Source organism: Geodermatophilus sp. SYSU D01119, from assembly GCF_054049975.1.
Window position 1 is genome coordinate 50,424 of sequence record NZ_JBJGYL010000028.1, and the last position, 21,991, is coordinate 72,414.

Here is a 21,991-nt window from a genome sequence, read left to right on the forward strand (position 1 = left end):
GACACCGCGCGCACGACCAGCGCCTGACCGGACCCCGGGGTTCGCGCGGGCGCACGGAGGGCAGCCACAGCCCGTGACCGGCACCGCGCGCTCCGCCTCCCGCCCGATGCCCGGAGTCACCGGCGTCGACGAGTCCGCCGGCGTCGACCCGGACCGCACCGAGGTCCCCCGCCCCGGCGCCGTCCGCGTGGACAGCCTGCGCTGGGGCGACGGCCGCGAGGCGCCCGTGACCGAGCGCGACGACCTCGGCTACGCCGACCTGCGCACCTACGCCGCCATCGGCGACGGCCGCACCCTCGCCCTGGTCGCCCGCGACGGCCGCATCGACTGGCTGCCCCTTCCCGAGCTCGACGGCGCCCCGGTGTTCGGCGCGCTCCTCGACACCGACAACGGCGGCTGCCTGGAGCTGTGCCCCGACGGCGACTTCACGGTCACCCGCGCCTACGTCGGCGACTCCAACGTCCTCGCGACCACGTTCACCACGCCCACCGGCCGGGTCCGCGTGACCGACGCGCTCAACACCGGCGTCGCCGGCCGGCTGCCGTGGGTGGAGCTCGCCCGCCGGGTCGAGGGGCTCGAGGGGTCGGTGACGATGCGCGGCACCGTCCGCCCGGGCACCTGCCTGAACACCGTCAGCCCGTGGGTGCACGACACCACGCACGGGCCGGTGCTGCGGGTCGCCGGGCTCACCCTCGCCGTCCGCACGCTGCACGCCGACGACGTCACCGCCGCCGACCGCCGCATCGACGTCACGTTCACCACGCACGCGGGGTCGCGGCACCTGCTCGCCGTCGTCGGCACCGAGGACGAGCCGCTGTTCCTCCCGCCGCCGGAGGCCATCGACGCCGGCATCGACCGCACCGTCGACCGCTGGGGCGCGTGGATGGACGCCTTCGAGTGGAAGGGGCCCTGGGCCGACGCCGTCCGCCGCAGCACGCTCACCCTCAAGCAGCTCATCCACGCCTCGACGGGCGCGATCGTCGCCGCGCCGACGACGTCGCTGCCCGAGGGCCCGGCCGGCGGGCGCACCTGGGACTACCGGTACGCGTGGGTGCGCGACTCCGCCTACGCGCTCGTCGCGCTCATCCGCTTCGGCCTGCGCGAGGAGACCCACGGCGCGATGAGCTGGCTGCTGTCGGTGATGCGCCGGCACGGGCCCGAGCCGCGGGTCTGCTACACCGTCGACGGCGGCCGCAGCGACGGCGTCACCGTGGCCGACGTGCCCGGCTGGCGCGGCATCGGCCCGGTGCGGGTGGGCAACGCCGCCTCCGACCAGCTGCAGCTGGGCGTCTTCGGCGACGTCTTCGGCATCGTGTCGCTGTACGTGGAGAACGGGCACGTGCTGGACGCCGAGACCGGCCGGATGCTCGCCGGCATCGCCGACCTCGCCTGCGACCGCTGGCAGGTGCGCGACTCCGGCATGTGGGAGCTGCCGGAGCTGCGCCACTACACGACGTCGAAGCTCGGCTGCTGGCAGGCGCTGACCAAGGCCGTGGAGCTCGCCGAGCGCGGGCAGATCCCCGGCGACCCGGCGCGCTGGGCGCACGAGGCCGAACGGATCGCGCAGTGGGTGGACGAGCACGCGTGGGACGCCGAGCGCGGCGCCTACGTCTGGTACCCGGGCTCGGACGCCCTCGACGCCTCGATCGTGCTGCACGCCATCAGCGGGTTCGACCGCGGCGAGCGGATGAGCTCGACTCTCGACGTGCTCCGCCGCGAGCTCGGCGCCGGCCCGCACCTGTACCGCTTCACCGGCGCGTCCGACGTCGAGGGCGTCTTCCTGCCCTGCTCGTTCAGGACCGTCTCGGCGCTCGCGCTCTGCGGCCGACGCGAGGAGGCGTGCGCACTCATGGACGAGCTGATGGGGACGGCGAACGACGTCGGCCTGCTGCCCGAGGTCCTCGACCCGGCCACCGGCGACTGGCTCGGCAACCTCCCCCAGGCGCTCACCCACCTGGCACTGGTCAACGCCGCGATCACCGTGGGCACCGACGACGACCCGGCGGCGACCCGCTAGGCCGCCGTCAGACCCCGGCCAGCACCGCCCGGACCTCGGTGTCCCAGGCGCGCACGCGCTCGGCGAGGTCGGCGGCCGCCGCGTCGAGCGGCACGGGGCGGTCGCGCACCTCGACCTCGGGCAGCCGCAGCGACGGCAGGTCGGTCAGCTCGACGGGACCGTCCGGCCGCTCGGTGGCCAGCGCCGCCCGGATGCGCGCCATGTCGACCGCCCGCGACCAGGAGGGCACCGGGTCGCGCAGCGGGTCGACGCCGAAGACGGCGGCGCGCTGCAGGTGGGCGCGGCGGCGGGCGCGCAGCTGCCACGGGCGGGTGGGGGCCATCGCGGAGGCGGGCACCGCGGCGGCGACCGCGTCCACCCACGCCCGGCGCCAGGTCTCGTCGGCGCGGTCGAGGGCCGCGGCGGCGAGGGCGGCGGCCTCCGACCACGCCGTCCACACCGGGTCGTCGTGCACCACGTCGTCGCCCCCTCCCACCGCCGGTCCTCCGCACCATGGTGAGGGCCGCCGTCCTCGGCCGCCCGGCGGGCCCCCGGACCCGGGGTGGGCGATGCTGCCGGGCGTGACCGACGACCCGTACCGGCTGTCCCGCTTCGTCGACGCCCAGACCGACACCTACGCGCAGGCGCTCTCCGAGCTGCGCGCCGGCCGCAAGACCAGCCACTGGATGTGGTTCGTGTTCCCGCAGGTCGAGGGCCTGGGCCGCAGCGCGACCGCCCAGCACTACGCGATCAGCGGGCTCGACGAGGCGCGCGCCTACCTCGCGCACCCGGTGCTCGGCGAGCGGCTGGTCGAGGCGGCGCAGGCGCTGGCCGACCTGCCCGGCCGCGACGCCGCCGCCGTCCTCGGCCCCGTCGACGCCCAGAAGTTGCGCTCGTCGATGACGCTGTTCGCCCGCGCCGACCCGGCGCGCCCGGTGTTCCGCGCCGTGCTGGAGCAGTACTTCGGCGGCGAGGAGGACGAGGCGACGACGTCGCGGCTGTGACCCCCCGCCGCGGTCAGCCGACCGGGACGGCGGCCGGCGCGAGCACCGCGTCGAGCGCGCCGGGTCGGCCGTACAGCCAGCCCTGCGCGTAGCGGCAGCCCATGGCCAGGAGCAGCTCGCGCTGCGCGGCGGTCTCCACGCCCTCGGCGGTGACGCTCAGGCCGGTGCTCTCGGCGAAGTCCAGCAGCAGCTGCACCAGCGCCCGGTCGCGGTCGCCGTCGCCCATGCCCTGCACGTAGGAGCGGTCGATCTTCAGCCCGTCCGCGCGGACGTCGCGCAGGTGCCGCAGCGACGTGCCGCCCGCGCCGACGTCGTCGAAGGTCACCCGGAAGCCGGCGGCGCGCAGCTCGGTGAGCGGGCCGGTGGCCGCCTCGATCTGGTCGACCAGCAGGTGCTCGGGCACCTCCACCCGCACCAGACCGGCGGGTAGCCCCGCGTCCGCGGTGGCGTCGGCGAGCAGGGCGCACAGCCCCGGGGTGATCAGCCGGTCGGTGGAGACGTTGAGGTTGAGCGCGACACCGTCGAGGGCGGGGTGGCCGGCGCGCCAGGCGGCGAACTCGGCGGTCGCGGTGCGCAGCACCCACGCGTCGAGGTCGAGCAGCTGCCCGGTACGGGCGGCGGCGTGGAGGAACGCGTCCGGGGTGAGCAGGCCCAGCCGCGGGTGCTGCCAGCGCACCAGTGCCTCCACGCCCACCGGCCGTCCGTCGGCCAGGTCGACGATCGGCTGGTAGCGCAGCACGAACTCGCCGCGGGCGGCCGCCTCCCGGACGGTGGTGCCCAGCAGCGGGTCGGCGTCGGCGGGGCTGGAGACGACGACGGGACCGGTGACCCGGTCGCCGCCCTCCCGCTTGCCCGTGTACATGGCCAGGTCGGCGGCGCGCACCAGCTCGGCGGCGTCGACCCCGCCGCTGCCGCCCACCGCGACCCCGGCGCTCACCCGCACCCGCTGCCCGACGCCGCCCGCGCGGCCGAGGGCGGCCACGGCGTCGTGCAGCCGGACGGTGACCGCGCGCACCAGCCCGTCGGCCTCGCCCTCCCCCGGCCCGTCGCCGCCGACGTCGAGGCAGACGGCGAACTCGTCCCCGCCGAGGCGGGCCACCAGGTCGGTGGGCCGGGCGGCGGCGGAGAGCGCGGCCGCGACGTCGCGCAGCAGCCCGTCGCCGACGTCGTGGCCGAGGTCGTCGTTGACGGCCTTGAAGCCGTCGAGGTCGAGGTAGACGACGGCGGTGCGGTGTCCGACCTGCGTGGCGCTGCGCCGGCAGGACTCCTCCACCCGGCCGAAGAAGGCGTTGCGGTTGGCCAGCCCGGTGAGGGGGTCGCGCAGCGCCTGGCCGGCGAGCGTGCGGGCGACGGCGGCCAGCAGCACCGGCATGGGCAGGGCGCGGACGCCGGTGGGCCCGGTGACCAGGACGTGGTCCTGCACGTGGTCGGGAGCGCGGGTGATCGCGCGGCTCGCGGCCTCGACGACGGTGGTCGTGCCGGACACCGTGAGGGCGTCCCACTGGGCGACCTCGGTGAGGGTGCGCCGGCCGTAGAGCGAGCGGCCGTAGCCGTAGGGCCCGCTCATCAGGGCCTCGAAGCGGCGGCGCTCGACCAGGCCGACCAGGCCGGGGACGTCGGGGTGGGCGACCACCGCGCAGCCGCAGTCGTGCGCCCGGCCGAAGACCCGGTCGAGCTCCTGGCAGGTGCCGGAGCCGGGGAGGACGGGGACGGCCTGGCCGAGGTCGGCGACGGTGCGGGGCGCGGCGTCGTCGAGGCCGTCGAGGTGGGTGGCGGGCCAGATCGGCTGGGTGCTCACACCCGCTCCCTCGGCCGTCGGCGGGCTCCTGAGCAGGCGTTTCGTGTCCGGCCCACCCCCATGGGTGAGGCCGCGGGCCGTGCGCGTGGCGTGGGTCACGGAGGAGGGGAGTTGCAGTGGGCCGGCTCGTGCCCCGAGTCCGCTGCGGAATCGGCGCACGACCCCGCTCAGGACACCCGGGTCCCCCGCCGGGTCGTGCTCTGCCCCGCCCGCGTGGGCAGAGCACGACCCGCCTCCGGACCCCGTGTGACCTGCCGGGGCACGGGACGGTGCGCGCGGGTTGCGGATCACGGCCGTCCGCCGGGCGCTCCCGCCCCGGGTCGGCGACCCTTGATCACGTGAGCGACAACAGCGGATCCGGGTACGTCTCCAGCGGCCAGGAGTACAGCCGCGACACGAACTACATCACCGACCGGATCACCGCCGACGGGTCGAGCCCCTGGCCCGTGGAGGCCGGCCGGTACCGGCTGGTCATCGCGCGGGCGTGCCCCTGGGCCAACCGCGCGGCGATCGTGCGCCGGCTGCTCGGGCTCGAGCAGGCCTTCTCGATGGGCATCTGCGGGCCCACGCACGACGAGCGCAGCTGGACCTTCGACCTCGACCCCGGCGGCCGTGACCCGGTGCTGGGCTACGAGCGGCTGCAGGAGGCCTTCTTCGCCCGCGACCCCGAGTACCCGCGCGGCATCACGGTGCCGGCGATGGTCGACGTCCCGACGAAGGCCGTCGTCACCAACGACTTCATGCAGATGACGCTCGACTTCTCCACCCAGTGGACGGCGCACCACCGCGACGGCGCCCCCGACCTCTATCCCGAGCACCTGCGGGACGAGATGGACGCCGTCATGCAGCGCGTCTACACCGAGGTCAACAACGGCGTGTACCGGTGCGGCTTCGCCGGCTCACAGCGCGCGTACGACGCGGCCTACGAGCGGCTGTGGACGGCGCTGGACTGGCTCGAGGAGCGGCTGACGACGCAGCGCTACCTCATGGGCGACACGATCACCGAGGCCGACGTCCGGCTGTTCACCACGCTGGCCCGCTTCGACGCCGTCTACCACGGCCACTTCAAGGCCAACCGGCAGAAGCTCAGCGAGATGCCGGCGCTGTGGGGCTACGCGCGCGACCTGTTCCAGACGCCGGGGTTCGGGGACACCACCGACTTCCCGCAGATCAAGGAGCACTACTACGTGGTGCACGCCGACATCAACCCGACGCAGGTCATCCCGATGGGGCCCGACACCCGCAACTGGCTGACCCCGCACGGGCGCGAGGAGCTCGGCGGCTCGCCGTTCGGTGACGGGACGCCGCCCGGCCCGGTGGCGCCCGGCGAGGAGGTGCCGGAGTCGCACGGCCCCGGAGGCATCGGCCACCGCCCCGACGAGGAGCGGCAGCACTGAGTCCGGTCGGCGGGGGCGGTCAGCAGCCGCCTCCGCCGTCCCCTCCCCCGCCGCCACCGCCGGCGTCGAAGCCCCCGCCGGCGTCGGCGCTGTAGCCGGCCGCGCCGCCGGCCAGGTAGCGGGCGGAGTGGCCGTGCCCGACGCCGTAGCCACCGGCGGCGTTCCAGGTGCCCGCACGCCGCTCCGCGCCGTTGCGGGCCCGCTGCACGAGCAGGGCCATGGAGCACAGCGCCGCCACCACCGCGACCACCACGACTGCCGTCATGGCGGAACGGTCCCGCAACCACGCCGGGTGCGCCAGGGACCTCCGCCCCGACGGTCAGCCGCCGGTGGGGTCAGTCCCCGCCGCCACCGCCCCCGCCGCCGTCACCACCGCCGCCGTCGCCGCCGCCCCAGCCACCGCCGTCGGAGTGCGAGTGGCCGCTGTCGTAGCTGTCGCCGCCGTACCAGCTGCCGCCGTCACCCCCGCGGCCGGTGCCGCGGTGGCGCCCGCGGTGGTGGGGCGTGCGGAGGCGGTCGGTCATGACGACGGCTGCGAGCCAGCCGAGCACCGTGAAGCAGATCACGAACAGGACGACCGTCATGGGCGGCACTGTGCCCGACGCGCCCGCGGTCCGGGGGGATCTGCCGCGCGGTCAGGCGGCTGCGGGGTCCTCCGGCACGGGCAGCTCCTCGCAGCGCCGGTCGAGCGCGGCGTGCGCGAGGGTCCCCAGGTCGAGCCACTCGAGCAGGAACCGGGAGCCGTGGACCTCGACGACCGTCGCGTCCTCCCGTCGCGGCACCAGGGTCGGACAAGTCGTCATGACGTCATGACAGCACATCTGCGTGTCGAACGGGTGGCCTGACGACGTCGGTGACGTGTCCGACGGGAGGTCGACGGAGGCGGCGGTGCGCCCACCGCCTCCGTCGGCCTGAGGATCGGGCGGGGAGGTCAGGGGTGCCGCGACGGCCCGGCCGTGCGCGGAACCCCCAGCCCCGATACCTCCCCGCCCGGTGGCCCCGGCCCAGCCGGAGGCCAGGACGGGGTCACACCCGGGAGGCAGCGCCCAGCGCGGCGGTGCGGTGCGGGGAGGACCCGGACCCGGCCGGCGGCTGGTGCGCGCCTGGCGAGGAGGTCAGTCGGGCGAGAAGGAGGGGTCGCGCAGGTGGGCGGACACGACCGCCGGGGCCGGCGCGGGCACGAGGAGCTCGAAGGCGCCCGGTGCCGGGAGCCCCGCCGAGAGGACGGCGGCCACGGCCGCGAGCCCGGTCGACGAGGACAGCGAGGAGCCCGACGGCGCGCCGGGCGCGACGGGCGGCATGGTGCCGGTGTCACCGGCGGGCAGGGTCGGCAGCGCGGGCGGCTGCGGCGCCGGGGTGCCGTGGTGCCCGGCCGGGTGCGGAGGCGCCAGCGCGGTGACGTCGGTGGTCAGCGGGGCGACGGCCTCGGCGATCGAGCGGACGGCGACCGTGCGGACATCAGCCGCGAGGTCGGTCGACGCGGGCAGGACGGCTACCTGGGCCGCCACCGGGAGGGCCGCGACGACGGCGGCCGGGGTCGGTGCGGTGGCCACCGCGGCCGTGGCGGTCGCCGGCTGGACGGTGGCGGCCGCCGGCTGGACGGTGGCGGCCGCAGCGGTGACCCGCTGGACAGCGGGCGCCGGGACGGCAGTGACCGGCTCGGTGACCTGGTCGACCCCCGGCCGCAGCACCGGCGCGGCGACCGGGGCCGCGACCTCGGCAACCGGCTCGACGACCGCCCCGGCCACCGGGGTCGCGGGCTCGACCACCGGCGCCACGGTGGGGGCGCCGGCCTCGACGACGGGTGCGACGACAGGTGCGACGACGGGTGCGACCACGCGGGGCACGACCGGCTCGACCACCGGTACCAGGACCTCGACGGCCGGCGGGACGACCGCGTCCACCACCGGGGCCACGACCTCGACCACCGGCGGAGCGACTGCACCGCCCCCCGGGGTCAGCACCTCGGGAACGGGCTGCAGCACCGGCGGGAGCACAGGCTCGACCACCGGGGTGACGACCTCGGTCACCGGCGGCACCACGACGTCGACCACCGGCGGCACGACCCCGGTCACCGGCGACACCACGACGTCGACCACCGGCGGCACGACCCCGGTCACCGGCGGCACCACGACGTCGACCACCGGGGCCACGACGTCGACCACCGGGGTCACGACCTCGACGACCGGCGGCACCACGACGTCGACAACCGGCGGCACGACCGCGTCGACGACCGGCTCGACGACCTTCACCACGGGCGGCAGGACACCGCGGAGCACCGGCTTCACCACGGCATCGACCGCGGGCGTGACGCCCCTGGCGACCGGCGCGCCGACCGGCGTCACCGGCCGCACCACGGGGGTCACGACCTCGGGCACCGACGCGACGACCTCGTCGACGACCGGCACCGGCACCTCGGTGACCGGCTCGGTCACGGACTCGGCGACCGGCGCCACGACCTCGTCGACGACCGGCGGGACGACGACCTCGACCACGGGACCCACCGCGTCGGTCACCGGTGCCGGCGTCCCCGCGGGAACGGCGTCGATCGGCTCGGCGACGGTCTCGACCACCTCGGCCACCGGTTGGGCGGCCGGCTGGACGACCTCCTCGACGACCGGCGTGACCGCCTCGGTCACCGGCTCGGTCACGGTCTCGACGGCAGGTGCGACCGTCTCGACGGGCGACTCCGGCGGTCCCGCAGGAACGTCGGCGACGGGCTCGACCACCTCGGTGACCGGCTCGGCGACGGTCTCGACGACCGGCGCGACCACCTCGGTCACGGCCTCGCCGACTCCCCCGAGCACCCCGCCGACCGGCGCCGGCGGGTCCTCGGCCCGAGCACGCGAGTCGGACACGGCGAGCAGGACCGCGTACAGGCACGCGCCGAACCCGACGAGCCACAGTGCTCGCCTGAGCCACGCATGGGCGGTCTCCGCCGCCGGTGCCGAGCCGGTCCTCGCCACGACCGGAGATTAGATCCGTCCGGGTCCGTCCGCTCGTCGATCACGGGAGCGGCGCAGCGCCGTCAGACGATCCGGATCCGCAGCCGCCGGAACCCGCGCCCCTTGTTCTCCAGCTTCACCACCTCGACCCGGCCGACCATCGCCGTCGAGGCCACGTGCGTGCCGCCGTCGGCCTGCAGGTCCAGGCCCACGATGTCGACGATGCGCACCTGCTCGATGTCGGGCGGCAGCAGGTCGGTCGCGGTGCGGATGAGGTCGGGGATGGCGTAGGCCTCCGCGCGCGGCAGCGTGCGCACCTCGATGCGCCGGTCGGCGGCGATCTCGGCGTTCACGGCCTCGGCGATGCGGTCGCGGAAGTCGGCGGGCACCTCGGGCAGGTCGAAGTCCATCCGCGCGGTCAGCGGCTCCATGTTGCCGCCGGTGACCTTCGCGCCGAAGTCGCGGAGCACGACGCCGGTGAGCACGTGCAGCCCCGAGTGGGTGCGCATCAGCGCGGTGCGCCGCTCGTCGTCGAGGGCGCCGCGCACGGCCGTGCCGGGCGGCGGCAGCGGGTCGCCCTCCACGGGCACCAGGTACAGCTCGTCTCCCTTGCGCGTGCCGGCGATCCGGGTGCGCACCCCGCCCCACAGCAGCACGCCCTCGTCCGGCGGCTGCCCGCCGCCGCCCGGGTAGAACGCCGACCGGTCGAGGACGATCCCCTGCTCGGGGTCGGCGGCGACGACGGTGGCGTCCCACTCGCGGACGGTGGCGTCGGCGAGGTCGAGGCGGTGGGTGTGCCCGTGGGAGTCAGCGCTCACGGGGAGGCATCCTGCCGAACGCTCAGGCGGCGGGACGGCGCTCCTCCGCGCGGGTCAGGAACGCCTCCACCAGCCGGGCGCAGGCCGCGGCCGACGCCGGCGCCCGCTCGGCGATCTCCCGCCGCAGCGACGGCACCAGCGCGGCGGCCTCGGGCGGCGGCGGGCCGGTCAGCTCCCAGGTCTCCTCCCACGCGGAGAAGGCGCCCGGGTCGATCTCCGGGTGGAACTGCACGCCCAGGTGCGGGCCGGCGGCGAACGCCTGCACCGCGCGGTCGGTGCGCGCGACCTGCACCGCGCCGGGCGGCACGGTGAACCGGTCGCCGTGGTACTCGAACCACGGGCCGGCCGGGACGAGCGACGGGTCGGTGGTCTCGACGTCGAGGAAGCCGTGCTCGCCGGCCGGCGCCTGCGCCACGACCCCGCCGAGCACCCGCGACAGCGCCTGGCCGCCGAAGCAGACACCGAGCACCGGCGTCCCGACGGCGACCGCCCAGCGGAGGTAGGCGAGCTCGGCGGCCAGCCACGGCACGGTGTCGTCGTAGGCGGCCGCGCCGGACCCCATGACGACGAGCGCGCGCAGCGCCGCCGGGTCGGGCAGGTCGGTCAGCAGGGGCGAGGGCCCGACGGTCGTGCCGACGACGACCTCCAGCCCCTGCGCCTCCAGCGCCGGGCGCAGCGTCCCGAGCAGGCGGTGCCCGCGGGAGGGGTCGGCGTCGTGGACGAGGACGAGAGCGGTCGTCACGGGTGCACCATCGGCAGGTGCGCGACGACCCTGGACCGGCCGCGCCGCGCGAACCCCACCGCCCGCACCGCGACCACGTGCTCGGGCTGGTCGTGGCCGGCGGCCGGAGACCCCCGCGCCACGGGCCGCGCGGGCGCAGCGAGGACGTCACCCGGCTGTGACCCACTGCACACCGCACCAGTCGGTGCACGGTCGGTCACGGACGTCCCGGGCGCGTCGCGCAGGCGCTCCCGGTGACCTGCGAGAGCGAGGACGCTGACCTGCGCGGCGGTGCCGCGCGGGCGCCGCCGTCCCGACAGGAGGACGGCATGTACGCACGCTCGACCACGCTCACCGGCGCGCCCGCCACCATCGACGACGGCATCGCCCACGTCGTCGACGAGGTCATGCCCGCGCTCACCGCGATGCCCGGCTGCGTGGGCCTGTCGATGCTCGCCGACCGCGACACCGGCCGGTGCATCGTCACCTCCGCCTGGCGCGACCTCGACGCCATGCGCGGCAGCGCCGACGCCGTCCGCGGGCTGCGCGAGCGCGCGGCGTCGGTGTTCGGCGGCCCGCCCGAGGTGCACGACTGGGAGATCGCCGTCATGCACCGTCGCTCCGAGTCGCCCTCGGGCGCAGGCTGCCGCGTGACCTGGTTCCGCATGGAGCCGGCCGCCGTCGACCGGGTCCTCGACGCCTACCGCTCGGTCATGGTGCCGCGCATGGAGGACTACCCCGGCTTCTGCAGCGTGAGCCTGTTCCTCGACCGCGAGGAGGGGCTGGCCGCCTCCGCCGTCGTCTTCGAGGACCGCGACTGCATGGAGGCCAGCCGCACCCACGCGCGCGCCAGCCGCGACGACTTCGCCCGCCTCATGAAGGTCGCGATCATCGACGCCGACGAGTTCGACCTCGTCCTCGCCCACCTGCGCGTGCCCGAGACGGTGTGAGCCGTCCCGGGCACGCGGGGGGACGTTCCTAGACGACGGCGGTGAAGGCCGGCCAGACGTCGTCGGGGCCGGCCGCCACCAGCGCGGCGCCGAGGGTGCGCGACCAGGTCAGCTCGGAGCCGGCCTCGTCGCGCCACGACCAGCAGCGCCGGGTGAGGTGGTGCAGCCGGTGCTCCTGGGTGAACCCGATCGCGCCGTGCACCTGGTGGGCGAGCTTGGCCACCCGCTCCACCGCCTCGCCGGCCCGCACCTTGGCGGCCGCGGCGGCCAGGGGCAGGGTCTCCTCACCGCGGCCGAGGGCCTGCACGGCGGCGTCGACGAGCGCGGCGGTCGCGGTGACCTCGCCGGCCATCTGCGCGAGCTCCATCTGGATCGCCTGGAACTTGCCGAGCGGCCGGCCGAACTGCACCCGCTCGCCGGCGTACTGCACCGTCCAGGCGAGCACCTGCTCCAGCGCCGCCGAGATCTGCACCGCGCGGGCCAGCGCGTACCGGGCGCGCAGCCGCGAGACCCGCGCCGGGCTCAGCAGCGCGCCGGGCACGCCGACGCCGTCGAGCACCAGCGACCCGCGCGGCTCCCCGGCCAGGTTCACCGCGCGCGACGCCGGGAGCCCCGAGGCGTCGACGACGGCGAGCACCGCGCCCTCGATGCCGGCCGGCGGGGTGGCGAGCACCGCGACGTGCCGCGCGACGCCGGCCCACGGCACGTCGGTGGCGGTGCCGGTGAGCGCGAAGCGGCCCGGGCCGTCGCCGTCGTCGGAGGGCTCGGCGGCCACCGTGCCCTCGAACGCCACGGTCAGCGGCTCCTCGGGCGAGGGCAGGTCGAGGTCGGCGGCCACCAGCGCGGGCCCGGCGACCAGCATCTGCTCGGCCACCGGCACGGCACCCGCACCCGCGGCCAGGGTGCGCACCACGGCGACGGCGTCGGCGAGCTCGCCGCCGGAGCCGCCGGCCTCCTCGGGCAGCCCGACGCCGGTCAGGCCCGCCTCGGCCAGCGCGCCCCACAGGCCCTCGTCCCACGCCCGCTCGGCGGTGAGCACGAACGGCTCGTGCCCGGTGAGGATGTCCCGGACGGTCTCGACCACCAGGTCCTGGTCGCTCATCGCAGCCCCAGCCCGCGCGCCACGATCCCCTTGAGGATCTCGTTGGTGCCACCGCGCAGCGTGTAGCCCGGCGCGTGCAGCTGTGCCTCGGCCAGCGCCCGCCCGAGCGGGTCGGGGCTGTCCAGCGACGCCGGCACGTCGGCGACCCGGCGCACCTCGTCGACGACGTCCTGCTCGAACGTCGTCCCCACGTCCTTGACCAGCGCGGCGGGGATGTCGGGCAGCTCCCCCCGGTCGAGGGCGGCGGCGATCCGCAGCGACAGCTGGCGCAGCGCCAGCGCGCGCGACGACAGCCGGCCCAGCGTGGCCAGCTGCGCCGGGTCCTGCGTGGCGGCGGCGCGGCGGCCGAACTCGGCCAGCAGCGGCCAGGTGGACAGGAACCGCTCGGGCCCGGACCGCTCGAAGGCCAGCTCCGCGGTCACCTGGTGCCAGCCGGCGCCCTCGGTGCCCAGCAGCATGTCGCCGGGCACGACGACGTCGGTGAACACGACCTCGTTGAAGTGGTGGCCGCCGTCGAGGATGCGGATCGGGTTGACCGCGATGCCGGGCAGCGACAGGTCGACCAGCAGCTGGGTGAGCCCCTGGTGCTTGCCGCGCGGGCCCTCGCCGGGCGGCGCGGTGCGCACCAGCACGATCGCGTAGTGCGAGTGGTGGGCGTTGCTCGTCCAGATCTTCGCGCCGTTGACCACCCAGTCGCCGTCGGCGTTGCGGGTGGCCCGGGTGCGGATGGAGGCGAGGTCGGAGCCGCTGTCGGGCTCGCTCATGCCGATGACGAAGTAGCACTCGCCCGCGGCGATGCGCGGCAGGATCTCCTTGCGCTGCGCCTCGGTGCCGTAGCGCAGCAGGTTCGGCCCGGACTGCCGGTCGGCGATCCAGTGCGCGGCCACCGGGGCGCCGGCGGCGAGCAGCTCCTCGGTCACGGCGTAGCGCTCCTGCGCGGTGCGCTCGTGCCCGCCGTACTCCTTCGGCCAGGTCATCCCGAGCCAGCCGCGGGCGCCGAGCTTGCGGGAGAACTCCGGGTCGACGCCGGACAGCCAGGTGTCGACGTGCGTGGTGAAGCTGCCGGCGGCGAGCTCCTCGGCGAGGAACTGCCGTACCTCGAGCCGCACGCGCTCGGCGGCCTCGGACGGTGGCGCGGGCGCCAGGGTGAGCTGGTCGGTGGTCATGCGGTCTCCCACGTCGGCGTGGCAGTGGTCACCGTCGGTTGTACAGGTCACCGCCGTGCCGCACCCGCGGGCGGGGGTGTCGGATGTCCCACTCCCGCGAGCGCATCCGGGTCGGCGCCGTCCGGGTCAGCCGCGTCCGGGTCAGCGGCGGTCGTCCCCCGGGAAGGCGTCGGCGGCCAGCCGGCGCAGCTCGGCCACCGCGTCCCCCGCGGCGACCGCCAGCCGCCCGGCCGCCTCGGAGACCAGCCGGCGGACGGTGGCCGGGTCGAAGCCGAGGAACTCCGTGATCCCGGCGGCGACGTCGAGACCGGAGCGGGACGACGACGGCGGCTCGGCCTCGGTCCGGTCCGGCGACCAGCGCATCGCGTCCCCGGAGACGGTCAGGTCGGCGCCCGCGCCGTCGAGCGCGTCGGACAGGTCCCCCGGCTCAGGTCCCACGGCCGCCTCCTCGCGGGTGGGCGCCGGCGCGACCGGCGCTACCGGGATGGTGCGCCCGCCGGGAGCGGGCGTCCAGCGCTCAGGGCGAACGGGTCAGGGCCAGCAGCGCGACGTCGTCGGCCCGGCGCGGGCCGGTGAGCGCGGCGAGCAGCCGGTCGGCCAGCACGCCGGGGTCGGTGGCCCCGCCGTCCCGGGCCGCGTCGGCGGCGACCGTGCGCAGCCGGGCCAGGCCCTCGTCGAGGTCGGCGGTGCGGCTCTCCACCAGCCCGTCGGTGTAGAGCACCAGCGTGGCGCCGCGGGGCAGCTCGCCGGCCCACTCCGGCGCCGGGCCGGGCGGCGCCCCGAGCAACCGGCCGGGGACGACGTCGAGCAGCTCGGCCCGCCCGCCGGCCACCAGCAGGGGCGGGAGGTGCCCGGCCGAGGCGATCCGCAGCGCGCCGGTGGCCGGGTCGAGCCGGGCGAACAGCGCGGTGGCCATGCGCGGCAGGCCGAGCAGCGGCCAGCTGCCGTGCAGCCGGTCGACCAGCTCGGCGGGGCCCGGGCGCTCGGCGAGCAGCGCCCGGTGCACGCTGCGCAGCTGGCCCATCGTCGCGGCGGCGGTGACGTCGTGGCCGACGACGTCGCCCACGGCCAGCGCCACGTCCCCCTCGGGCAGCGGGACGACGTCGTGGAAGTCGCCGCCGACGTCGGCGCCGCGGCTGCCCGGCAGGTAGCGCGCGGCGACCGCCAGGCCCGGCAGGTGCGGGGGCGCCGGCGGCAGCAGGCTGGCCTGCAGCGTGTGCGAGGTCCGCGACTCCAGCTCGAAGCGCGCGGCCACCTCCATGCCCTGCGCCATCTGCAGCGCCAGCTGCTCGGCGGTCTCCACGTCGGCCTCGGTGAACGAGCCGCGCCGGACGTCGTTGCCCAGGGTGATCACCCCGAGCGGCTGGTTCTCGACCACCAGCGGCACGCAGATGAGGTCGGTGACCTCCAGCGCCCGCGAGATCCCCAGGTGGCCGGGGCCCGAGGTGAACCGCGCCCGCGTCTCCTCGTCGATGCCGCGCAGCCACACCGTCCGGCGGCCGACCATCGCCTGCACGCTCGGGTGCGAGCCGTCGCGCCGCGGCAGGTGCACGTCCCGCAGCTCCTCGATGAGCGGCCGGCGCGCCGGGTCGGCGTGTGCCACCGCCGGCTCGGTCAGGCCGTGCTCGGTCACCAGGTCGATGACGCACATGTCGGCCAGCCGCTGCACCGCGAGCTCCGCGAGCCCCTCGCTGGTCTCGCGGACCCCGCGGCCGGCGGCCATCAGCCGGGCGGCGTCGAGCAGGAACGCCGAGCGGGTGGCCTGGCGGGCGGTCTCCTCGTGCAGCCGCACCCGCTCCAGCGCCTGCCCGGCCTGGCGGCCGAGGGTGGCGAGCAGGTCGGCGTCGGCCGGCGCGAGCGCCCCGCGGGTGCCGGGTTCGGCGAGGCTGATCAGCTCGCTGTCGTCGGTGACGCCGAGGACGAGCACCAGCGCCCCGAGGTGCCGGTCGTCGGCGGCCGACACCGGCACGACGACGACCGCCTCCTGTCCGGCCTCCGCCAGCAGCTCCGCCAGCCGCGGCCAGCGCTCCCGCAACCCGGGGCCCAGCGGCACCGTGCGCACCCCGCCGGTGCGCACCAGCTCCGCGCCCGCGCCGGCGGCCTCGGCCATCGCCGCGAGCAGGTCCGGGCCCAGGCCGTCGGCCGAGGCCAGCTCCACCGGCAGCGGCCCGCCCTCGACCGGGCGGCCCGGGCCGCCCACCGCCAGCCACAGGCCGGCGCCGCCGGCCTGCACCGCCTGCCGCGCCCGGCGGACGACGACGTCGGCGACGTCCGCCGCGGAGGCCGCCGCCGCGAGCTCGGACACGACCTGGTGCAGCGTCCGGGCGCGCGCCTCGGACTCCTCGGCCGCCCGCTGCGCGGCCAGCAGCGCCCGCTCGTAGCGGCGCCGGGAGGTGGCCTCGAAGACGGTGGCGCGGACCAGCACCGGTCGCCCGTCGGCGTCGCGGACCTCGACGGCGTTGACCAGGCACGGCAGCACCGACCCGTCGGCGCGCACGACGTCGAGCGCCACCTCGCGCACCGCGCCCTGCAGCCGCAGCAGCGGCGCCAGGTGCGTCTCGTAGTACACCCGCCCGCCCGCGCTCAGCAGGTCGGGCAGCCGGCTGCCGCGGATGTCGTCGGGGGCGCGGCCGGTCCAGGAGCAGAAGGTGCCGTTGACCTTGACCACCCGGCCGTCCGGGACCATCGACAGGTAGCCGCAGGGCGCGTTCTCGTAGAGGTCGGCGGGGTCCTCCTCCAGCAGCCGCGCCAGCCCGCCCGCTGCGTGCTCCCCCTCCACCGGCGCTCCCTCAGGTCCGGGAGAGGAACGCCCGGATCGCCGCCGCCGTCTCCTCCGGCGCGGACAGGTGCGGACAGTGGCCGGTGGCCGCCAGCTGGTGGAAGGCGCTGCCGGGCACGTGGGCGTGCACGTAGCGGCCGACCGGCTCGGGCGCGATCGTGTCGTCGGTGCACTGCAGCACCAGCGTGGGCACCGGGACGGCGGGCAGGTCGGCGCGGTTGTCGGACAGGAACGTGACCCGGGCGAACTGGCGGGCCACCGCGGGGTCGGTGCGGCAGAAGCTCTGCTGCAGCTCGGCGGCGACATCGGGGTGGTCGGGCCCGGCGACGACCGGCGCCAGCGCCGCCGACCAGAGGTCCGGGTCGCTGTCGAGGGAGTCGAGCAGGCCCGCGATGTCGCTGCGGCTGAACCCGCCGGTGTAGCCGTCGTCGTCGACGTAGCGCGGGCTCGGCCCGACCATCACGAGCGCCCCGAACAGCTCCGGCGCCTGCTGGACGGCGAGCACGCCGATCATCGCGCTCACCGAGTGGCCGACCAGGACCACGTCGGTGAGGCCGAGCTCGCGGCAGATGGTGACGACGTCGTCGGCGTAGCCGCCGAGGGTGCCGTACCGCTGCGGGTCGTAGGCGGCGACGTCGGAGGAGCCGGAACCGACGTGGTCGAAGGTGATCACGCGGTGGTCGACGGAGAAGTACGGGACCACAGCCCGCCACATGGCCTGGTCGCAGCCGAAGCCGTGCGCGAGGAGCATGGGCCGGCCGGCCGGCGGGCCGCTCACGCGCACGCAGTTCCGCGTGATCACACTCACCGTACCGACCGTAACGGACGCCGCCGTCTGTGTCCCCGTCCCCGCGCACACGGGTGCGGGGCCGCAGGTCAGCGGGGGTCTCGACCGGCGCGGGACGGCTGGGAGCCGGGTGCCGGGCGCGACGACGGGCCCGGCACCGGGTTCACCAGCGGGAGGTGCCGCAGTCGCGGCAGCGCTTCTTGGCCGTGGTGGTCTCGCCCTGGCAGTTCGGGCAGGTCCAGCTGGCCCGGTCGGTGGTGCGCTCGGTCGGTCGCTCGGTGACGGTCGTGGTCATCTCTTCTCCCCTGTCGTCCGGGAGCCCCCGACGGTAGGCAGCCGGGATGACGGGGAGATGTCCTGCGGGTTGCGGAAGGTTCCGGATCTCCCCTGACTCCGCCTCCATCCCGCCACGCGGCACTGGCGGCGCACTGGGAACGGGCTGCAAGCCGGCTCCCCAGTCGCGGCCCAGTCCCCTGCAGGCGCGGCGCGCGAGCGTCCTCCCCAGCGAGCCGGACCACGGCTCCCCACCGAGGAGGCACTGCCATGACCCGCACCCGCCTGACCCGCACGCTGCTCCGCACCGCCGTCCCCGTGGCCGCGGTGGCCACGGTCCTGGGCGCCGCCGGCACCGCGTCGGCCGACTCCTACGCCTACAACGCCTACGACACCGACTACAACGGCTACTACGACCAGTACGCCTTCGACGACAGCGGCGACGGGTACGAGGACACCTGGGCGATCGACTGGGACGAGAACGGCTACGTGGAGCAGGTCGCCGTCGACACCGACGGGGACGGCTGGGCCGACACCTTCGCCTTCGACAGCGACGAGGACGGCTACAGCGAGGAGGTCGGCGTCGACACGACCTACAACGGCCTGCCCGACGTCTGGGGCGCCGACTCGGACCACGACGGCTTCATCGACGCCGTGGCCTACGACTACGACGACGACGGCTACGCCGACTGGTCCGAGGCCGCCGTGCCTTCCTCCTACGCCTACGCGACGGTGACCTACGTCTTCGCCGAGGCCGACGGCTGGGCCTACTGGGAGGTCGGCGTGGAGTACGGCTACGGCCTGACCGGCGACCACGACAACGCCAGCACCGGCATCACCGCCCCGGAGTCGGGCACGGTCGAGTTCTCCGGCAACTCCGCCGACGACGACGCCGCGTCCGACGCCTTCGCCGAGGCCCTGCGCACCCTGTTCTGACCGGACCGATGAGTCCGGCGGCCGGCGCCGGTCGGGAGGACGTGAGCACCGTCCTCCTCGTCCCCGGCGCCGGCGGGCGCGCCTGGTACTGGCACCGCCTGGTCCCCGAGCTGGAGCGCCGCGGGCACCGGGCGGTGGCCGTCGACCTCCCGGCCGGCGACGACACGGCGGGGCTCGAGCGCTACGCGGCCGTGGCGACGGCCGCGCTGGACGCGGCGGTCGGCGCCACCTCCGGCCCCGCCGGCGACGTCGTCGTGGTCGGGCAGTCGATGGGCGGGCTGACGGCGCCGCTGGTGGCCGCGCGCCGGCCGGTGCGGCTGCTGGTCCTGCTCAACGCGATGGTGCCGCGGCCCGGCGCGAGACCGGCGGGCAGTGGTGGGAGGCGGTCGGCCACGCCGCCGCCCGCGCGGAGCTCGCCCGGGCGCAGGGCCGGCCCGAGGACGAGGACCTCGACAGCGACTTCTCCCACGACGTCCCGCCGGAGGTCTGGGCGGCCGGCGCCGGCCAGCCGTTCGAGCAGTCGGGCACGCCGTTCACCGAGCCGTGGCCGCTGCCCGCCTGGCCCGGCGTGCCCACCCGCGTGCTGGCCGGGCGGGACGACCGGTTCTTCCCGCCGGCCCTGCAACGGCGGGTGGCGCGCGAGCGGCTGGGCCTCGAGGTCGGGGAGGTGGCGGGCGGCCACCTGTGCGCGCTGAGCCGGCCCGCCGAGCTCGCCGCGTGCCTGGACGGGCTCGTGCGGGAGACGACACGCCCGCACGCGTGACGCGCGGCCCGGGACGGCGCAGGATGGACGGCCGCCCGTCGTGCCGGTCTTCCGGTACGGCGCGGTCCGATCGCCACCCCGAGCACGAGGGAAGTGCATTGCCGGCCATCCCGTCCGACGTCGTCCCCGACCCAGAACTGGCCCGCGAGCAGGAGTACGTCAGCGACCTCTACGCCCGGCTCGACGCCGCCCGGGCCCTGGCCGAGCAGCGGTGGAAGCAGGCCATCACCTGGCCCGCCGTCGACCCCCAGGCACTGCAGGAGCGCGACGCGACCGTCCGCTTCCACGGTGAGCGGATGGTCGCCCTCGACGCCGCCGAGGCGGGCCTGTGCGTGGGCCGCATCGACCGCGAGGACGACGGCGGCTCCCTGTACGTCGGCCGCATCGGCCTGCCCGCCGACGACCCGGGCGGCGACCCGGCGCTGGTCGACTGGCGGGCGCCGGCCGCCCGGCCGTTCTACGTGGCCACGCCGGTGCACCCGCTGGGCATCGTCCGGCGCCGGCACATCCGCACCCGCGGTCGCACCGTCGTCCGCCTCGACGACGAGCTGCTGACCACCGGCATCGCCGGGTCGGGGCTGACCGGCGAGGCGGCGCTGCTGTCGGCGCTGGACGCCTCGCGCACCGGGCGCATGACCGACATCGTGCGCACCATCCAGGCCGAGCAGGACCGGATCATCCGCAGCGACGCCGCCGGCGTGCTCGTCGTCCAGGGCGGTCCGGGCACCGGCAAGACCGCGGTCGCGCTGCACCGGGCGGCCTACCTGCTCTACACGCACCGCGAGCGGCTGGCCCGCCGCGGCCTGCTCGTCGTCGGCCCGACGCCGACCTTCCTGCGCTACATCGCCGACGTGCTGCCCTCCCTCGGCGAGACCGGTGTGCTGCTGGCCGGGCTCGGGCAGTTGCGGCCGGGCCTGGACGCGCGCGGCGAGGAGTCGCCGGAGACCGCGGCGGTCAAGGGGCGGCTGGAGATGGTCGACGTGCTGCGCGCCGCCGTCCGCGACCGGCAGGTGGTGCCCGGCGCGCCGGTGGAGGTCGTCGTCGACGGCTTCCCGCTGAAGCTGCGGCCGATCGACGTCAGCCGGGCGCAGGCCGCCGCCCGCAAGGCCGACCCGCTGCACAACCTGGCCCGGCCGGTGTTCGTGCGCCGGGTCGTGGACCTGCTCACCCGCCGCTACGTCGACCGCATCGGCGCCGGTGTGCAGGCCGGGCCCGACCTGCTCGACCGCGAGGACGTCGCCGCGCTGCGCAGCGAGGTGGCCCAGGACCCCGGCGTGCGCTCGCTGCTCGCGCGGCTGTGGCCGGTGCTCACCCCCGAGCGGCTGCTCACCGACCTCTACGCCGACCCGGCGCGCATCGCCGCCGCCACCCCCGGGTGGTCCGACGCCGACCGGGCGCTGCTGCACCGCCCGCGCGGGGCGGCGTGGACCCCGGCCGACGTGCCGCTGCTCGAGGAGGCCGAGGAGCTGCTCGGGTTCGACGACAGCGCGCAGCGCGCCCGCGCCGACCGCGACCGGCAGCGGGCGCTGCGCCGGGCGCAGGAGACCCTCGACGTGCTGCACGGCTCGCGGTCGGTGGACCTCGAGGACGAGCACCTGGAGGCCGAGGTGCTCAGCGCCGGCGACCTGCTGTCGGCCGAGGACCTCGCCGACCGGCAGCGCGAGCTGGACCTGCGCACCACCGCCGAGCGGGCCGCCGCCGACCGCACCTGGACCTTCGGGCACGTGGTGGTCGACGAGGCGCAGGAGCTCTCGCCGATGGCGTGGCGGCTGCTGGTGCGGCGCTGCCCGACCCGGTCGATGACCGTCGTCGGCGACGTCGCGCAGACCGGCAGCCTGGCCGGCACCGACCGGTGGGAGGCGGTGCTCGCGCCGCACGTGGGCAACGCCTGGCGGCTGGAGGAGCTGACGGTCAACTACCGGACGCCGGCCGAGGTGATGGCGGTGGCCGCCGACGTGCTCGCCGCGACCGGGACCGGCCTGCGGCCGCCGCGGTCGGTGCGCACCGGCGGGACGCCGCCGGTGGCCGAGGTGACCGGGGAGTCCGGGCTGGCGGCGCGGGCGGCGTCGGTGGGTGCGGACCTGGCCGCCGGCGAGGGCACGACGGCGCTGGTCGTGCCGCCGGGCCGCCGCGACGAGGTGGTGGCGGCGCTGGCGGAGCTGCGGCCGGACGTCCAGTCGGGGCCGGACGCCGACTCCTCGCTCGGGCCGGTGGTGCTGCTGCCGGTCGAGGCGAAGGGGCTGGAGTTCGACTCGGTCGTCGTCGTGGACCCGCAGGGCGTCCTCGACGAGGGCGTGCGCGGGCTCAACGACCTCTACGTCGCGCTCACCCGCGCCACCCAGCGGCTGACGGTGCTCTCCCCCGGCCCGCTGCCGGCCGTGCTCGCGGCCCTGGAGCCCGCGGCCGTGTAGTCCGCGGACCGTGTAGTCCGCGGACCCGGGGGGGGGGGGGGGGGGGGGGGGGGGGGGGGGGGGGGGGGGGGGGGGGGGGGGGGGGGGGGGGGGGCGGGGCGGCGTGGGCGGGGGGGGGGTCGAGGGGTAGATCGGGGCGGAGCGT

At 76.7% G+C, this 21,991-nt stretch carries 22 protein-coding genes and 1 pseudogene; 9 read left to right on the forward strand and 14 right to left on the reverse strand.

Annotated elements, in window-relative coordinates; all coding sequences use genetic code 11:
* Positions 1-73: 73 nt before the first annotated feature.
* The gene (locus ACI79X_RS19150; protein ID WP_457027006.1) at positions 74-2,017 is read left to right on the forward strand and encodes a glycoside hydrolase family 15 protein; all 1,944 of its coding nucleotides are present in this window, start codon (positions 74-76) and stop codon (positions 2,015-2,017) included.
* A gap of 7 nt (positions 2,018-2,024) precedes the next feature.
* Here the strand turns inward: ACI79X_RS19150 and ACI79X_RS19155 are convergent, their stop codons facing one another.
* Entirely contained in the window at positions 2,025-2,492 is a 468-nt protein-coding gene (locus ACI79X_RS19155; protein WP_457027007.1) for a hypothetical protein, read from the reverse strand.
* An 85-nt stretch (positions 2,493-2,577) separates the two neighbouring features.
* Between ACI79X_RS19155 and ACI79X_RS19160 the strand changes: the two genes are divergently transcribed.
* The gene (locus ACI79X_RS19160) at positions 2,578-3,000 is read left to right on the forward strand and encodes a DUF1810 domain-containing protein (RefSeq protein WP_457027008.1); all 423 of its coding nucleotides are present in this window, start codon (positions 2,578-2,580) and stop codon (positions 2,998-3,000) included.
* Positions 3,001-3,013: 13 nt separating this feature from the next.
* On the opposite strand, the gene ACI79X_RS19165 is transcribed toward ACI79X_RS19160, so the two are convergent.
* Positions 3,014-4,798, reverse strand: coding sequence for an EAL domain-containing protein (locus tag ACI79X_RS19165; RefSeq protein ID WP_457027009.1), 1,785 nt, complete (start codon positions 4,796-4,798; stop codon positions 3,014-3,016).
* A 338-nt stretch (positions 4,799-5,136) separates the two neighbouring features.
* On the opposite strand from ACI79X_RS19165, the gene ACI79X_RS19170 reads away from it, so the two are divergent.
* Complete coding sequence (locus ACI79X_RS19170; RefSeq protein ID WP_457027010.1) at positions 5,137-6,195, forward strand: glutathione S-transferase family protein; 1,059 nt, start codon at positions 5,137-5,139, stop codon at positions 6,193-6,195.
* Positions 6,196-6,214: 19 nt separating this feature from the next.
* On the opposite strand, the gene ACI79X_RS19175 is transcribed toward ACI79X_RS19170, so the two are convergent.
* The 6 genes from ACI79X_RS19175 to ACI79X_RS19200 form a co-directional block, all read right to left on the reverse strand.
* Positions 6,215-6,460, reverse strand: coding sequence for a hypothetical protein (locus tag ACI79X_RS19175; RefSeq protein ID WP_457027011.1), 246 nt, complete (start codon positions 6,458-6,460; stop codon positions 6,215-6,217).
* Positions 6,461-6,530: 70 nt separating this feature from the next.
* Positions 6,531-6,779 (reverse strand): hypothetical protein, encoded by a 249-nt coding sequence (locus ACI79X_RS19180; RefSeq protein WP_457027012.1) that lies wholly within the window; start codon positions 6,777-6,779, stop codon positions 6,531-6,533.
* Positions 6,780-6,830: 51 nt separating this feature from the next.
* A complete protein-coding gene (locus ACI79X_RS19185; protein WP_457027013.1) occupies positions 6,831-6,998 on the reverse strand; it encodes a hypothetical protein in 168 nt (55 codons plus the stop codon).
* 312 nt (positions 6,999-7,310) lie between these two features.
* Positions 7,311-9,161: a hypothetical protein gene (locus ACI79X_RS19190; protein ID WP_457027014.1), complete on the reverse strand. Its 1,851-nt coding sequence runs from the start codon at positions 9,159-9,161 to the stop codon at positions 7,311-7,313.
* A gap of 62 nt (positions 9,162-9,223) precedes the next feature.
* Positions 9,224-9,958: an alanyl-tRNA editing protein gene (locus tag ACI79X_RS19195; protein WP_457027015.1), complete on the reverse strand. Its 735-nt coding sequence runs from the start codon at positions 9,956-9,958 to the stop codon at positions 9,224-9,226.
* A gap of 22 nt (positions 9,959-9,980) precedes the next feature.
* Entirely contained in the window at positions 9,981-10,700 is a 720-nt protein-coding gene (locus tag ACI79X_RS19200) for a type 1 glutamine amidotransferase (protein ID WP_457027016.1), read from the reverse strand.
* Positions 10,701-10,717: 17 nt separating this feature from the next.
* Between ACI79X_RS19200 and ACI79X_RS19205 the strand changes: the two genes are divergently transcribed.
* On the forward strand, positions 10,718-10,861 hold the full coding sequence (locus ACI79X_RS19205) for a hypothetical protein (protein WP_457027017.1): 144 nt from the start codon (positions 10,718-10,720) through the stop codon (positions 10,859-10,861).
* A gap of 147 nt (positions 10,862-11,008) precedes the next feature.
* Positions 11,009-11,629 (forward strand): antibiotic biosynthesis monooxygenase family protein, encoded by a 621-nt coding sequence (locus tag ACI79X_RS19210; protein WP_457027018.1) that lies wholly within the window; start codon positions 11,009-11,011, stop codon positions 11,627-11,629.
* Between the two features lie 28 nt (positions 11,630-11,657).
* Here the strand turns inward: ACI79X_RS19210 and ACI79X_RS19215 are convergent, their stop codons facing one another.
* The 6 genes from ACI79X_RS19215 to ACI79X_RS19240 all read right to left on the reverse strand — a co-directional run bounded on the left by ACI79X_RS19215 (position 11,658) and on the right by ACI79X_RS19240 (position 17,758).
* On the reverse strand, positions 11,658-12,731 hold the full coding sequence (locus ACI79X_RS19215; RefSeq protein WP_457027019.1) for an acyl-CoA dehydrogenase family protein: 1,074 nt from the start codon (positions 12,729-12,731) through the stop codon (positions 11,658-11,660).
* Positions 12,728-13,897, reverse strand: a complete 1,170-nt coding sequence (locus ACI79X_RS19220) for an acyl-CoA dehydrogenase family protein (RefSeq protein ID WP_457027020.1) — start codon at positions 13,895-13,897, stop codon at positions 12,728-12,730. Before ACI79X_RS19220 ends, ACI79X_RS19215 begins: the two co-directional genes overlap by 4 nt.
* A 141-nt stretch (positions 13,898-14,038) precedes the next feature.
* Entirely contained in the window at positions 14,039-14,335 is a 297-nt protein-coding gene (locus ACI79X_RS19225; protein ID WP_457027021.1) for a hypothetical protein, read from the reverse strand.
* A 79-nt stretch (positions 14,336-14,414) separates the two neighbouring features.
* Complete coding sequence (locus ACI79X_RS19230) at positions 14,415-16,676, reverse strand: SpoIIE family protein phosphatase (protein ID WP_457027022.1); 2,262 nt, start codon at positions 16,674-16,676, stop codon at positions 14,415-14,417.
* A gap of 10 nt (positions 16,677-16,686) precedes the next feature.
* Positions 16,687-17,484: an alpha/beta fold hydrolase gene (locus ACI79X_RS19235; RefSeq protein WP_457027023.1), complete on the reverse strand. Its 798-nt coding sequence runs from the start codon at positions 17,482-17,484 to the stop codon at positions 16,687-16,689.
* 142 nt (positions 17,485-17,626) lie between these two features.
* Positions 17,627-17,758: a hypothetical protein gene (locus ACI79X_RS19240; RefSeq protein WP_457027024.1), complete on the reverse strand. Its 132-nt coding sequence runs from the start codon at positions 17,756-17,758 to the stop codon at positions 17,627-17,629.
* 248 nt (positions 17,759-18,006) lie between these two features.
* Between ACI79X_RS19240 and ACI79X_RS19245 the strand changes: the two genes are divergently transcribed.
* The 4 genes and pseudogenes from ACI79X_RS19245 (at position 18,007) to ACI79X_RS19260 (ending at position 21,846) form a co-directional block, all read left to right on the forward strand.
* Positions 18,007-18,672, forward strand: a complete 666-nt coding sequence (locus ACI79X_RS19245; protein ID WP_457027025.1) for a hypothetical protein — start codon at positions 18,007-18,009, stop codon at positions 18,670-18,672.
* Positions 18,673-18,680: 8 nt separating this feature from the next.
* Positions 18,681-19,106 (forward strand): annotated as a pseudogene (locus ACI79X_RS19250) (alpha/beta fold hydrolase); the annotation flags it as partial.
* 134 nt (positions 19,107-19,240) lie between these two features.
* Complete coding sequence (locus tag ACI79X_RS19255; RefSeq protein WP_457027029.1) at positions 19,241-19,435, forward strand: alpha/beta fold hydrolase; 195 nt, start codon at positions 19,241-19,243, stop codon at positions 19,433-19,435.
* 98 nt (positions 19,436-19,533) lie between these two features.
* Positions 19,534-21,846, forward strand: coding sequence for a HelD family protein (locus tag ACI79X_RS19260; RefSeq protein ID WP_457027026.1), 2,313 nt, complete (start codon positions 19,534-19,536; stop codon positions 21,844-21,846).
* Positions 21,847-21,991 lie beyond the last annotated feature (145 nt).